Origin of the sequence: Pseudomonas sp. FP2338, assembly GCF_030687515.1 — a bacterium.
In the GTDB taxonomy this organism is placed as follows: domain Bacteria; phylum Pseudomonadota; class Gammaproteobacteria; order Pseudomonadales; family Pseudomonadaceae; genus Aquipseudomonas; species Aquipseudomonas salomonii.
Genome location: NZ_CP117436.1, coordinates 5,078,954 through 5,091,989, shown reverse-complemented (window position 1 = coordinate 5,091,989; position 13,036 = coordinate 5,078,954). Strand labels below are relative to the sequence as shown.

Here is a 13,036-nt window from a genome sequence, read left to right as displayed (position 1 = left end):
TCGCAGGGCCACTTCATTGACCTGCTCGGTGGCCGAGGACACTTCGCGAATCGAGGCGTGAATGCGCTCCACGAAGCGATTGAATGCGTTACCCAGCGTGCCGAACTCGTCGTGATTCTGGATGTTCAGGCGGCGGGTCAGGTCACCTTCGCCATCGGCGATGTCCTGCATGGCGCGGGTCATCACGTGCAGGGGTTGCAGCAGCACTCGGATCAGCATGCCGAGCAGCGCGATGATGATCACCACCGCAATGATCGTGGCGATAACGGCCGAGGTGCGAAATTTGCTGAGCATGGCGAAGGATTTATCTTTATCCACCGAAATACCCAGGTACCAGTTCACCGACGGCAAGCCTTTGATGGGGGTGAAAGTCACGATGTTGTCTTTGCCATTGGCTTCGACTTCGCTGAAATCACCACTGATCTTCGGGGTGTTTTTCGGGTACATGTCGGCCAGCGTCTTCATCACCAGGTTCTTGTCCGGGTGCACCAGCACTTTGCCGTCAGCGCTGACCAGGAATGCGTAGCCCGTGCCGCCGAAGTTCAGCGCGCCGATGTTATCCACCAGGGTTTGCAGGCTCAGGTCGCCGCCGACCACGCCGATGCTTTGCCCGGCCTTGGCGCTGGGGGTGGCCACGGAAATGATCAACTGCCCGGTCGCCGCGTCGATGTAAGGTTCGGTGAGGGTTGAACCGTTGCTGCTTTGGGCGCCTTTGTACCAAGGGCGCACCCGAGGGTCGAAACCGTCCGGCATCTTGGTGTCGGGGCGGATGGTGAAGGCGCCTTTGCTGTCGCCCACGTAGGTGGCCATGAACGAGGAGGTCAGGCTTTTCTGCTCGAGCAGGCCGGCAACTACGGCGGGTTCAGGGTTGATCGCGATGTTCTGTGCAGCGTTTTCGACCAGGGCAATCCGCCCGGTGAGCCAGGTTTGTATGTTGCTGGCGGTGACATCACCCATTTCATGCAGGTAATTATCGAGGTCGTCGCGAATCGCGTTGCGTTGCAGGTAGTCGTTGTAGAGGGTAAACAGTGCAAAAGCGGCGATGACGATAAGGGAGGCTGCAAGCAGGATTTTGTGGCTGAAGCGCAGGTTTTTATTCATGGCTTGTAGGGTCCGCTAAGGTCTTAATATCCGAAGCGCGTCCTCGTAGGATGCGCAAAATGACAGCGTCAAAAAAGGTGTGATACTGCTTGTGATAATTCCGGTGGTCCCTGTGAGAACTATCTGACCTATTTTTAGACTTTGTGGGTCTTACCTCTGTCTGTATCGACCTGACGGTACTAAAGATTAACCAAAGGTGACGAAATGCCTGATTCCTCGCAACTCCTTATCGGCGCCGGCCTGGACGGCCAGCCCATCGCTCAGGCCATGCGCCTGGCCAACCGTCACGGGTTGATTGCCGGCGCCACCGGTACAGGTAAAACCGTCACGTTGCAGCGCTTGGCGGAAGCCTTCAGCGACGCGGGTGTGGCCGTGTTTGCCGCTGATATCAAAGGTGACTTGTGCGGCCTTGGTGCTGCGGCCAACCCTCAAGGCAAGGTGGCCGAGCGCATTGCGGGCATGCCTTTCCTTAATTACACGGCGAAGGCTTATCCGGTAACGCTGTGGGATATCCACGGGCAGTCCGGTCATCCGCTTCGCACCACCATCAGCGAAATGGGGCCGTTGCTGCTTGGCAGCCTGCTGGAGCTCACCGACAGCCAGCAATCGGCACTCTATGCGACTTTCAAGGTGGCCGACCGCGAAGGCCTGCTGTTGCTGGACCTAAAAGACCTCAAGGCGTTGCTCAACCACTTGCGTTATCACCCGGAACTGCTGGGCGACGACGCGGCGCTGATGACCACCGGTTCCAGCCAGGCGCTGTTGCGGCGTTTGGCGGTGCTCGAGCAGCAGGGCGCCGAAGCCTTGTTTGGCGAGCCAGCCCTGCAGCTTGAAGATATCTTGCAGCCTGCCGGCGATGGTCGCGGGCGCATTCACCTGCTGGACGCGAGCCGCTTGGTGCATGAGGCACCCAAGGTCTATGCGACCTTCCTGCTGTGGCTGTTGGCCGAGTTGTTCGAACAACTGCCGGAGCGTGGCGATGCCGATAAACCGTTGCTGGCGCTGTTTTTCGACGAGGCGCATTTATTGTTCGCCGATACGCCCAAGGCATTGCAGGATCGCCTGGAGCAAGTGGTGCGTTTGATTCGTTCCAAAGGCGTGGGTGTGTACTTTGTCACTCAATCCCCAGGGGATTTGCCTGACACGGTATTGGCGCAACTGGGCCTGCGTATCCAGCATGGCCTGCGGGCGTTCACCACCAAAGAGCAGAAATCCCTGCGTGCGGTGGCGGACGGTTTTCGCCCCAACCCGGCGTTCGATACCTTGTCGGTGCTCACCGAGTTGGGCACCGGTGAGGCGCTGGTGGGTACGTTGCAGGAAAAGGGCACACCGGAAGTGGTCCAGCGCGTACTGGTGGCGCCGCCGCAATCGCGGATCGGGCCGCTTTCCGAGGCTGAACGCGCTGCGATCATCGCCAGTTCGCCTTTGTTGGGGCGCTACGACAAGCCGATTGACCGTGAGTCGGCCTATGAAGTGCTGATGGCGCGCAAGGAGCTTGGCCCGACCGAGGAGGCCAAGCCGTCCGGCGAAGAGCCGAGCTTTACCGACAAGGCCGGGGCGTTCCTGGGGACTACCGCGGGCAAGGCGCTCAAATCCGCCATGCAGCAGGCGGCCAATCAAATGGGACGGCAGTTGGTGCGCGGGTTGTTGGGCTCGTTGCTGGGCGGCAGTAAACGCAAGTAGCGGTTCAGGGCTTGGGCCTGGCGTGGGCGGCCAACCGCTCCAACGCTGCGCGCAGGCCCGGATCGCTGATGCCGTCGGCCGTGGCTTGAATGGTTTCGGCCGCATTCTGCGACAGGTCCATGGTGTGCCCCACTGCGCCTTGCTGCACGGTGGGCGGCTGCACCTTGAACTGGATGCGGGTCAGGCTGGCAAATTCATCAAATGCCATTAATTGCCGCTGCAAGCGTTTTTGCTGGTAGCGCAGGCGGGTGGCCCAATGCCCGTCGGTGACAATTAACAGTAAATTGCCTTCGCGCCACGAGGCCACATGACAATGTTCGCGGGCGGCAGGTTGCAGCTGGCTTTCTACAAGGCGTTGCAAATGGCCCAAGCGTTGCGCGTGGCCGAAGATGGCTTTCAACGGTTTGGCTTCGCGGAGCAACACGCTGGGCGCGCGGGCTGTAAGTGGGCGAAACGCCATGTTTAGACACCTTAAGTAACAGAGCCGCCATCTTAGCAGAAAGCGCCTGTGCGGCCCCAGGCAAAGCGATAGCAGGGCAATGCGAGTGAAATCAATAGGTAACTTCTGCGCTTGATGGGTTGAAGTTCCAGCAAAAGCCCTTATTTTAAACAGGCCCTCTCACAGCGCCATGCCAGCATCGGGGAATAACGCCACTTTCCTCACCCACGATTCCGGGTAGAATGCGCGTTCGCATGCGGCCGTGAGGGCTGCTCGGGCCACTCACGGTGCGCCCTCCATCCCTATGTGTGGAAGAACCTGCCGATATGTTTGCGCCTTTGTTAAAGAAACTTTTTGGAAGCAAGAATGAGCGCGAAGTCAAACGCATGCTCAAGACGGTGCAGCTGGTCAATGCCTTCGAAGAGCAGATGGTTGCCCTGTCGGACGAGCAATTGCGCGCCAAGACCCAAGAGTTCAAGGCCCGCATAGCCAAAGGTGAAACCCTCGACAAGCTGTTGCCTGAAGCCTTTGCGGTCGCCCGTGAAGCCGGTAAGCGTGTCATGGGCATGCGCCACTTCGACGTGCAATTGATCGGCGGCATGACCTTGCATGAAGGCATGATTGCCGAAATGCGTACCGGTGAAGGCAAGACCCTGGTGGCAACCCTGGGCGTTTACCTCAACGCACTGTCCGGCAAGGGCGTGCACGTTGTGACGGTGAACGACTACCTGGCCCGCCGGGACGCCAACTGGATGCGCCCGCTGTATGAATACCTCGGCCTGACCGTCGGCGTAGTCACGCCGTTCCAGCCGCCGGAAGAAAAGCGCGCCGCCTACGCGTGTGACATCACCTACGGCACCAACAACGAATTCGGTTTCGACTACCTGCGCGACAACATGGCGTTCAGCATGGAAGAAAAATTCCAGCGCGAACTCAACTTTGCCGTGATCGACGAAGTCGACTCCATCCTCATCGACGAAGCACGTACCCCGCTGATCATCTCCGGCCAGGCCGAAGACAGCTCGCGCCTGTACACCGAGATCAACAAGTTGATCCCGCGCCTGGTGCAGCACGTTGAGGAAGTGGAAGGCGTGGTGACCAAAGAAGGTCACTTCACCATCGACGAGAAGACCCGCCAGGTCGAACTCAACGAAGCCGGCCACCAGTTTGTCGAAGAGATGCTGACCCAGATCGGCGAGCTGGCCGAGGGCGAAAGTCTCTACTCGGCGCACAACCTGGGCCTGTTGACCCACGTGTATGCCGGCCTGCGCGCCCACAAGCTGTTCCATCGCAACGTCGAATACATCGTCCAGGACGGCCAGGTCGTACTGGTTGACGAACATACCGGCCGCACCATGCCGGGTCGCCGTCTGTCCGAAGGCCTGCACCAGGCCATCGAAGCCAAGGAAATGCTCAACATCCAGGCCGAAAGCCAGACGTTGGCCTCCACCACCTTCCAGAACTACTTCCGTCTGTACAACAAACTGTCCGGCATGACCGGTACAGCCGACACCGAAGCGTTCGAGTTCCACCAGATCTACAACCTGGCCGTGATGGTGATCCCACCGAACAAGCCGCTGGCGCGTAAAGATTTCAACGACCTGGTGTTCCTGACGGCCGAAGAGAAGTACGCGGCAATCATCAACGACATCAAGGACGGCATGGCCCAGGGCCGTCCGATCCTGGTGGGTACTGCCACTATCGAAACCTCCGAGCACGTGTCCAACCTGCTCAACAAGGAAGGCATCGAGCACAAGGTTCTCAACGCCAAGTTCCACGAAAAAGAAGCCGAGATCATCGCCCAGGCCGGTCGCCCAGGCGCACTGACCATCGCCACCAACATGGCCGGTCGTGGTACCGACATCCTGTTGGGCGGCAACTGGGAAGTGGAAGTCGCAGCACTGGAAAACCCAAGCCCTGAGCAAATCGCCCAGATCAAGGCTGACTGGCAGAAACGCCATCAGGCGGTGCTGGAGTCCGGTGGTTTGCAGGTAATCGCCTCCGAGCGTCACGAATCGCGCCGTATCGACAACCAGCTGCGTGGTCGTGCCGGCCGTCAGGGTGACGCCGGTTCGAGCCGCTTCTACCTGTCGCTGGAAGACAGCCTGATGCGTATCTTCGCTTCGGATCGGGTGAAGAACTTCATGAAAGCCCTGGGCATGCAGTCCGGTGAAGCGATCGAGCACCGCATGGTGACCAACGCCATCGAGAAGGCCCAGCGCAAGGTTGAAGGCCGCAACTTCGACATTCGCAAGCAACTGCTTGAGTTCGATGACGTCAACAACGAACAGCGTAAAGTGATTTATCACATGCGTAACACGTTGCTGGCCGCCGACAACATTGGCGAAACCATCGCTGACTTCCGTCAGGACGTGCTCAATGCCACCGTCAGCGCTCACATCCCGCCACAGTCCCTGCCTGAGCAGTGGGATGTTGCCGGCCTGGAAGCCGCGTTGAAGAGCGACTTCGGTGTGGACTTGCCGGTTCAGCAGTGGCTGGACGAAGACGACCACCTGTACGAAGAAACCCTGCGCGAGAAGCTGATGACCGAGCTTTTGGCCGCGTACAACGAGAAAGAAGAGCAGGCGAGCGCCGAAGCACTGCGCACCTTCGAGAAACAAATCGTGCTGCGCGTGCTGGACGACCTGTGGAAAGACCACCTGTCGACCATGGACCACCTGCGTCACGGTATCCACCTGCGTGGCTACGCCCAGAAGAACCCGAAGCAGGAGTACAAGCGCGAGTCGTTCACGCTGTTCTCCGAGTTGCTGGATTCGATCAAGCGCGATTCGATTCGCGTGCTCTCCCACGTTCAGGTGCGTCGTGAAGACCCGATCGAGGAAGAAGCCCGCCTGCGTCAGGAAGCCGAGGCACTGGCTGCGCGCATGCAGTTCCAGCATGACGAAGCACCGGGTCTGGAAGCGCCGGAAGTCTTGGGCGAAGAGGTCGATGTGGCCTTGGCTCAAGCCCCGGTCCGCAATGACCAGAAGCTGGGCCGCAACGAGCTGTGCTGGTGCGGTTCGGGCAAGAAGTTCAAACACTGCCACGGCGAAATCAACTAAGATTTTTGCCTGACGCTGCAACACCCTGCGCCGCGACCGGCCTTTGCCGTCGCGGCGTTTTGCCATTAATTTCACCGTTGATCGCGACGGTACAGAAATCACCTATTCTTTAAGGAGCGCATTCATGGCTGTTGGTCTTGGTCCTTTGCCCACTTTGCACCCGGTCGCCGGTTTTGAACTCGGTATCGCTTCGGCCGGCATCAAGCGCCCGGGGCGCAAAGATGTAGTGGTGATGCGCTGTGCCGAAGGCTCGACGGTTGCGGGCGTGTTCACGCTCAACGCGTTTTGCGCCGCACCGGTCATCCTGGCCAAGCAACGCGTTGCAGGTTCGATCCGTTACCTGCTGACCAACACCGGCAATGCCAACGCCGGTACCGGCGAGCCAGGCCTGGTTGCCGCTGCGCGCACCTGCGCCAAGCTGGCCCAGTTGACCGGCGTGGATGCCAGCCAAGTGCTGCCGTACTCCACCGGGGTGATCGGTGAGCCGCTGCCGGTGGAAAAAATCGAAGGCGCGCTGCAAGCCGCACTGGATGACCTGTCTGTGGATAACTGGGCGGCTGCGGCCACCGGCATCATGACCACCGACACTCTGCCAAAAGGCGCGAGCCGCCAGTTCGTGCACGACGGCGTGACCGTCACCGTGACCGGCATCAGCAAGGGCGCGGGCATGATCCGCCCGAACATGGCCACCATGCTCGGCTACATTGCCACCGACGCCAAAGTCTCCCGCGACGTGCTGCAGCGCCTGATGCTCGACGGTGCCAACAAGTCGTTCAACCGCATCACCATCGATGGCGATACCTCGACCAACGACTGCTGCATGCTGATCGCCACCGGCCAGGCCAACCTGCCGGAAATCACCTCCACTGAGGGCGCGCTGTTCGCCGCATTGAAGCAGGCGGTGTTCGAAGTGTGCATGGACGTGGCCCAGGCCATCGTGCGTGACGGTGAAGGCGCAACCAAGTTCGTCACTGTTGAAGTCAACGGCGGCGCTAATCACCAGGAATGCCTGGATGTCGGTTACACCGTGGCCCACTCGCCGCTGATCAAGACTGCACTGTTTGCTTCCGACCCGAACTGGGGCCGCATCCTCGCCGCCGTTGGCCGTGCCGGTGTGCCGGACCTTGACGTCAGCAAGATCGACGTCTTCCTCGGCGACGTGTGCATTGCCAGCCGTGGCGCCCGCGCCGAAACCTACACCGAAGCCCAGGGCTCGGCAGTGATGCAGCAGGAAGAAATCACCATCCGCATCGAGCTGGGTCGCGGCGAGTGCAGCGAAACCATCTGGACCACCGACCTGTCCCACGAGTACGTGAAGATCAACGCGGAATACCGCACCTGACAGCCAAGAGGAAAGCGTGGTGAAACGAGTGCATGTAGCAGCAGCAGTGATCCGTGGCGTTGACGGCAGGATCCTGCTGGCACGCCGTGCCGACACCCAGCACCAAGGCGGCTTCTGGGAGTTTCCCGGCGGCAAGGTAGAGGCGGGTGAGTCGGTTGTTGCGGCGTTGTCCCGCGAGTTGCAGGAAGAGCTGGGCATCCAGGTCACCACGGCGCGCCCGTTGATCAAGGTGCAGCATGACTACCCGGATAAGCAGGTGTTGCTGGATGTCTGGGAAGTCTCGGCCTTTACCGGCGAGCCCCACGGTGCCGAAGGGCAGCCGTTGGAATGGGTGACGCCGCGGGACTTGCTCAACTATGAGTTTCCGGCGGCGAATGCACCGATTGTTGCAGCTGCCCGTTTGCCCGCTGAATACCTGATTACCCCGGGTGAGTTGGAAGCGCCAACACTGCTGCGGGGCATTCAAAAAGCCATTGCCGGTGGCATCAAGCTGATTCAACTGCGTGCGCCCAACGGTTACGACCCTAAATACCGTGACCTGGCGGTGGACGCGGTAGGCCTGTGTGCCGGCAAGGCGCAACTGATGCTTAAAGGGCCGTTCGAATGGCTCGGGGATTTCCCTGCCGCCGGCTGGCACATGACCTCGGCGCAACTGCGTAAGTATGCGAGCAAAGGCCGACCGCTGCCGAAGGATCGCTGGTTGGCGGCTTCTTGCCACAACGCCGAAGAGCTGGCACTGGCAGAGATGATGGACGTGGATTTTGTCACGCTGTCGCCGGTGCAGCCGACCCAGACTCATCCCGATGCCCAGCCTTTAGGTTGGGAACAGGCGGCAGCGTTGATCCGTGGGTTCAGCAAACCGGTGTTTCTGTTGGGCGGGCTTGGGCCGGCTGAGCGGGAACAGGCTTGGGAAGCCGGGGCTCAAGGCGTGGCAGGCATTCGCGCGTTTTGGCCTGAGGTTTGATGCTGTTCTGACTGGCCTCTTCGCGAGCAAGCCCGCTCCCACATTTAACCGAGTTCCACCTTTGGAATGCAGTCAAATGTGGGAGCGGGCTTGCTCGCGAAGGCGGCAGACCAGGCACCGCATCATTCAGTGGGGCTTCGCCGCCGCCTGCCACAACACTTCCGCTACACCCTGGCGCTTGGCAATTACCCGCGCCGCCACAAACAACACATCCGACAACCGATTGATATACGCAAGCCCCACGCCTTCCAACGGCTCCATCGCATTCAACTGCTGACACCGTCGCTCGGCACTGCGCGCCAGGCTGCGGCACACATGGGCCTGGGCAATCAGCGCTGAACCACCGGGCAGGATGAAGTTCTCCAGTGGCCCGACTTCCTCATTCCAACGGTCAATCGCCGCTTCCAGCCGGTCGACTTCTGCGGCATTCAACGCTTTGTACACGGGCATCGCCAACTCACCGCCCAAATCGAACAAGCGGTGCTGGCACGGCGTAAGCACCTCGATGATCTCGTTGAGCTGCGGGTGCTTGCCGCTCTGTTCTTCAAGGTTGGCCAGCAACAAACCCAACTGGCTGTTGAGCGTATCCACCTCGCCAATCGCCTCCACGCGAGGGTGGTCCTTGGGTACGCGACGGCCGTCACCCAGGCCGGTCTCGCCCTTGTCGCCAGTACGGGTGTAGATCTTCGACAGGCGAAAGCCCATGGTCATTGCTCCAGTTGAGTCAGTTCATAGGGTGGCATCTGGCTGCCGGCCAGCGGCAGGCGCAGGGTAAAGCAGGTGCCCTGGCCGAGGGTGGAATGCACTTCCATCTGGCCTTTATGGTTGTTGGTAATGATGAAGTACGACACCGACAGCCCAAGCCCGGTGCCTTGGCCGATTTCCTTGGTGGTAAAGAACGGCTCGAAGGTGCGTTTGCGCACGTTTTCGCTCATGCCGATGCCATTGTCTTCCACTTGGATTTCCGCCCACGGCGGGTTGAGGCGGGTGCGCAGGATAATGCGCCCCGGCTCGCTGTCGTCTTCACGCAGGTGAATGGCTTGCGCGGCGTTTTTCAGCAGGTTGAGCAGCACCTGTTCCAGCTCGTTGGCGGTGCCGGGCACCGGGCCCAGTTGGGGGTCGAACTGGCGGATGATCGCCTGGCCCTTGAAGTCGAAGCCGATGGTCAGGTCGAAGTCGTTACCGGCAATTTCCACGGCCTGGTCGATCAGTGCCGGCAAATCGCAAGGCGCCATCTGGCGGTTGCTGCGGCGGCTGAAACTGAGCATATGGGTGACGATTTTCGCCGCCCGCGCGCCGGCTTGCTGGATGCCGTCGAGCAGTTGCGGGACTTCGCGGCTTTGCAGGTAATGGTTGACCGTTTCCAGCTCGATACCCGCCTGTTCGGCGTGTTCCAGGTTCTTCGGCAGGTCGGGAGACAGGCGCCGGCGGATGTTCTGCACGTTATGCAGGATCGCCCCCAGCGGGTTGTTGATCTCATGGGCCATGCCCGCAGCCAGGCCGCCCACGGAGAGCATTTTTTCCGACTGCACCATCATTTCTTCCAGGGACAAACGCTGGGTGATGTCGTCGATACGGATCACCACGCCGCGCCCGGCACCGCCCATCAACGGGTAGAAGGTCAGGGCGTAATGCTTGGGTTCGTCATCCTTGATCCAGGTGACGCGCTCAATGCGCTCCACCGTGTGCTGCTCCACCGTGGCTTTTATCTGCGGCAGGTACGGTTTGAGCGGCTGGAAGGCGAGGAAGATCGGCTGGTTCAGCGCTTCATCCAGGCGCGTGCCGGAAAGTGCCGTGGCTTCCTGGTTCCATTGGGTGACGTAAAGCTGTTCATCCAGAGCGATCAGCGCCGACGGCATCGAGTCGATGATGCTGTTGAGGTAGTTCTGGAAACCGGTGAGCTTTTTCTCGATCTTGCTGCGCACCTGCACTTCCAGTTCCAGCTTGCGGTTGGTGTGGCGTGTTTCTTCGGCCAGGCCCTGGGCTTGGTCGTAGGCGGCCTGAGAGTCGTCCCGTGCACGTTTGAGCTGCTGCTCGCGGGCTTCGATGCGTGACAACATGGTGTTGAAGGCTTCGGCCAGGCTGCCGATTTCATCATGGTTGCCGCGCCCGGCACGCAGGGCGTAGTTTTCTTCGCGCGTCACCTGACGTGACAGTTCTTCCAGCTCATGGATCGGGCGGGTGATCAGGCGCTTGATCTGGCGGGCGATGACCAGCCACAGCAATACGCTGAAAATCAGGATGCCGAGGCTGGCGGTCAATGTGCCGGTATAGAACGCCACCGGCAGCTCACTGCTGGCCACCAACAGCAGATGCCCGGAAGGCTGGCCGGTGCGGGCCAGGGTGATGACCTGGTTGCTGCGAAACTCGGTAAGGCGCCAGGCTTCGATATGCCGGTAGTTTTCCGGCAGGTGCAGGCGGTTGCCGTGCTGCATCTGCGCCAGCAAGGTGCCTTCGCCGTCGTACAGCGCAGCGGCGCGCAAGGGCGAGTAGCTGGTCAGCTCATTGAGCAGGGCGTCGGCCTTGGCCGGGGATTCAAGGGCTTCGGCGGCCAGCGACGGGTTGGACACCAATCGACCGATGGCCTGCAACGCCTGGGGCGCCATGCTTTCCTGGGAGATCCAATAGGCGGCGCTGATAAACGTCAGGTTGGCCACCAGCAATACGGTGGTCAACAGCACCAGCAGGGCGGCCAGCAGTTTCTGCCCTACCGGTAGGTTTTCAAGACGCTGGCGCAGTGGCATCAGGTTTTTTCCAGGTAATAGACAGGTAGGCAGGGTAGCGCGTGCCTCAGTCGCTGGCCAATCCGCGTGCGTGCAAGTAGTCGACCAGGCGCGCCTGCAACTGTTGCAGATGCGGCAGTCCCAATTGATGGCGCGCTGCGGCCTGGCATGCATAACCGAGCAGGTAGCTGATTTCGGTGCGGCGGCTCGCGGCCACGTCCTGATACATGGACGAATAATTGGCCGCGGTGGCCTGGATCACCCGTTCCACCTCGCTGTGCAAGTCGTGTGCGGCGGCGGGTTGGCCGCAGCATTCGAGCAACTCGCTCAGTTCGGCGCATAAGGTCGCGACTTCGCATTGGTGGGCTTGCAGGCCGCCATTGCGGCACTGGTAAAGCACCGTTAACGGATTGATCGCGCAATTGAGCGCCAGCTTGCGCCACAAACGCGTCAGGATGTCGGTGCTCCACTCATGGGGAATGCCGGCGGCGTGCAGGTCGTCCAGCCACAGCGGGGGAGTGGGATGGTGCGCGTCCCCCAGCCAGGTGTAGCCGTGGCCGGCGAAGACCACGCGCCAATCGCCGTCACGAAACGCGCCTTCGGTGCTGGAGGCAAAGAGACAGCGGGCCTGGGGCAATTGCGCAGCCACCGCATCCTGGCTGCCAAGGCCGTTTTGCAGCAGGATCAATTCAGCGTCCGGTACCAACCGGTGTTGCAGCTGTGCGATGGCGCTTTGGGCGTCGTAGGCTTTGCACGCTACCAGCAGGCGATGAATCGCCTCGGGGCCGTCGGGTGTTTCGCCGATCACTGGGTAAGTATTTTCTATACCGTGTTCCACCAGAGTCAGGCCGCCCGCCTTGTGATAGCTGGCCAGGCGCGCTGCGTCGCGCACTATCAGCCGCACAGGCAGGCCCGCGCGCGACAATCGCGTGGCCCAGAGGGTGCCCAGGCTGCCGGCGCCGAGAATATGCCAGGTGGTCGACATCAGTTTGTGCTCCGTAGGGTCGCCTGCGATGAATGGTGCGAAAGAACCGCTATAATGCCTCGGCATTTTAGCTTGGGCGCGCTCCATCTCTACTGAGCCCGCCCCTTATATTGGAGAAATGACATGCCTTCGTTCGACGTGGTATCCGAACTGGACAAACACGAAGTCACCAACGCCGTCGAAAACGCCGTCAAGGAACTGGACCGTCGCTATGACTTGAAGGGCAAGGGCAGCTTCGAGTTCAAGGAAAAGGAACTGACCGTCAACCTGACCGCTGAAGCCGATTTCCAGCTGGAAGCGATGATCGAAATCCTCAAGCTGTCGTTGGTCAAGCGCAAGATCGACGCGCAGTGCCTTGAAATCAAGGACGCCTACGCCTCCGGCAAGCTGATGAAACAGGAAGCCGTGCTCAAGGAAGGCATCGACAAGGAGCTGGCGAAGAAGATCGTCGCTCACGTCAAAGACGCTAAGTTGAAAGTCCAGGCCGCCATTCAGGGTGAGCAGGTGCGTATCACCGGCAAGAAGCGGGACGACCTGCAAGAAGCCATCGCCGCCCTGCGCGCCAAGACCTTCGACATGCCGCTGCAGTTTAATAACTTCCGCGACTGATGGCACATTGGGGAACCTGTGAGCGTTTTTAACGTCCCACGCCCCGGAAACAGTGCCTACACTATGAGCCCTTCGGGGCTCATTTGCGTTTTAAGGCAGTCAATTAAGCCGCACATCCGCGCAACAGG

9 protein-coding genes and 1 pseudogene are annotated in these 13,036 nt (G+C 60.4%); 5 read left to right on the top strand and 5 right to left on the bottom strand.

Annotation, left to right across the window (positions count from 1 at the left end):
- Nucleotides 1–114: 114 nt before the first annotated feature.
- A pseudogene (locus PSH96_RS29665) lies at nt 115–957 on the bottom strand (cache and HAMP domain-containing protein); the annotation flags it as partial.
- A gap of 348 nt (nt 958–1,305) precedes the next feature.
- On the opposite strand from PSH96_RS29665, the gene PSH96_RS23045 reads away from it, so the two are divergent.
- Entirely contained in the window at nt 1,306–2,784 is a 1,479-nt protein-coding gene (locus tag PSH96_RS23045; protein WP_305455303.1) for a helicase HerA-like domain-containing protein, read from the top strand.
- A gap of 4 nt (nt 2,785–2,788) precedes the next feature.
- Here PSH96_RS23045 and PSH96_RS23040 read toward each other — a convergent pair whose 3' ends face one another.
- A complete protein-coding gene (locus PSH96_RS23040; protein ID WP_056858560.1) occupies nt 2,789–3,244 on the bottom strand; it encodes a DUF721 domain-containing protein in 456 nt (151 codons plus the stop codon).
- A 305-nt stretch (nt 3,245–3,549) separates the two neighbouring features.
- Here PSH96_RS23040 and secA point away from each other — a divergent pair, with 305 nt between their 5' ends.
- The 3 genes from secA to PSH96_RS23025 all read left to right on the top strand — a co-directional run bounded on the left by secA (nt 3,550) and on the right by PSH96_RS23025 (nt 8,591).
- Entirely contained in the window at nt 3,550–6,285 is a 2,736-nt protein-coding gene (secA, locus tag PSH96_RS23035) for a preprotein translocase subunit SecA (RefSeq protein ID WP_305455300.1), read from the top strand.
- Between the two features lie 124 nt (nt 6,286–6,409).
- On the top strand, nt 6,410–7,627 hold the full coding sequence (argJ, locus tag PSH96_RS23030; protein ID WP_017139797.1) for a bifunctional glutamate N-acetyltransferase/amino-acid acetyltransferase ArgJ: 1,218 nt from the start codon (nt 6,410–6,412) through the stop codon (nt 7,625–7,627).
- Between the two features lie 19 nt (nt 7,628–7,646).
- The gene (locus PSH96_RS23025; RefSeq protein WP_305455298.1) at nt 7,647–8,591 is read left to right on the top strand and encodes a Nudix family hydrolase; all 945 of its coding nucleotides are present in this window, start codon (nt 7,647–7,649) and stop codon (nt 8,589–8,591) included.
- Nucleotides 8,592–8,717: 126 nt separating this feature from the next.
- Here PSH96_RS23025 and PSH96_RS23020 read toward each other — a convergent pair whose 3' ends face one another.
- From PSH96_RS23020 to PSH96_RS23010, 3 genes are read right to left on the bottom strand one after another with little or no spacing between them, the layout of a single operon-like run.
- Nucleotides 8,718–9,296 (bottom strand): cob(I)yrinic acid a,c-diamide adenosyltransferase, encoded by a 579-nt coding sequence (locus tag PSH96_RS23020; protein WP_056858563.1) that lies wholly within the window; start codon nt 9,294–9,296, stop codon nt 8,718–8,720.
- 2 nt (nt 9,297–9,298) lie between these two features.
- Nucleotides 9,299–11,335, bottom strand: a complete 2,037-nt coding sequence (locus tag PSH96_RS23015) for an ATP-binding protein (RefSeq protein ID WP_305455295.1) — start codon at nt 11,333–11,335, stop codon at nt 9,299–9,301.
- 46 nt (nt 11,336–11,381) lie between these two features.
- A complete protein-coding gene (locus PSH96_RS23010) occupies nt 11,382–12,299 on the bottom strand; it encodes a putative 2-dehydropantoate 2-reductase (protein ID WP_305455293.1) in 918 nt (305 codons plus the stop codon).
- A gap of 123 nt (nt 12,300–12,422) precedes the next feature.
- Between PSH96_RS23010 and PSH96_RS23005 the strand changes: the two genes are divergently transcribed.
- A complete protein-coding gene (locus PSH96_RS23005) occupies nt 12,423–12,908 on the top strand; it encodes a YajQ family cyclic di-GMP-binding protein (protein WP_003209785.1) in 486 nt (161 codons plus the stop codon).
- Nucleotides 12,909–13,036 lie beyond the last annotated feature (128 nt).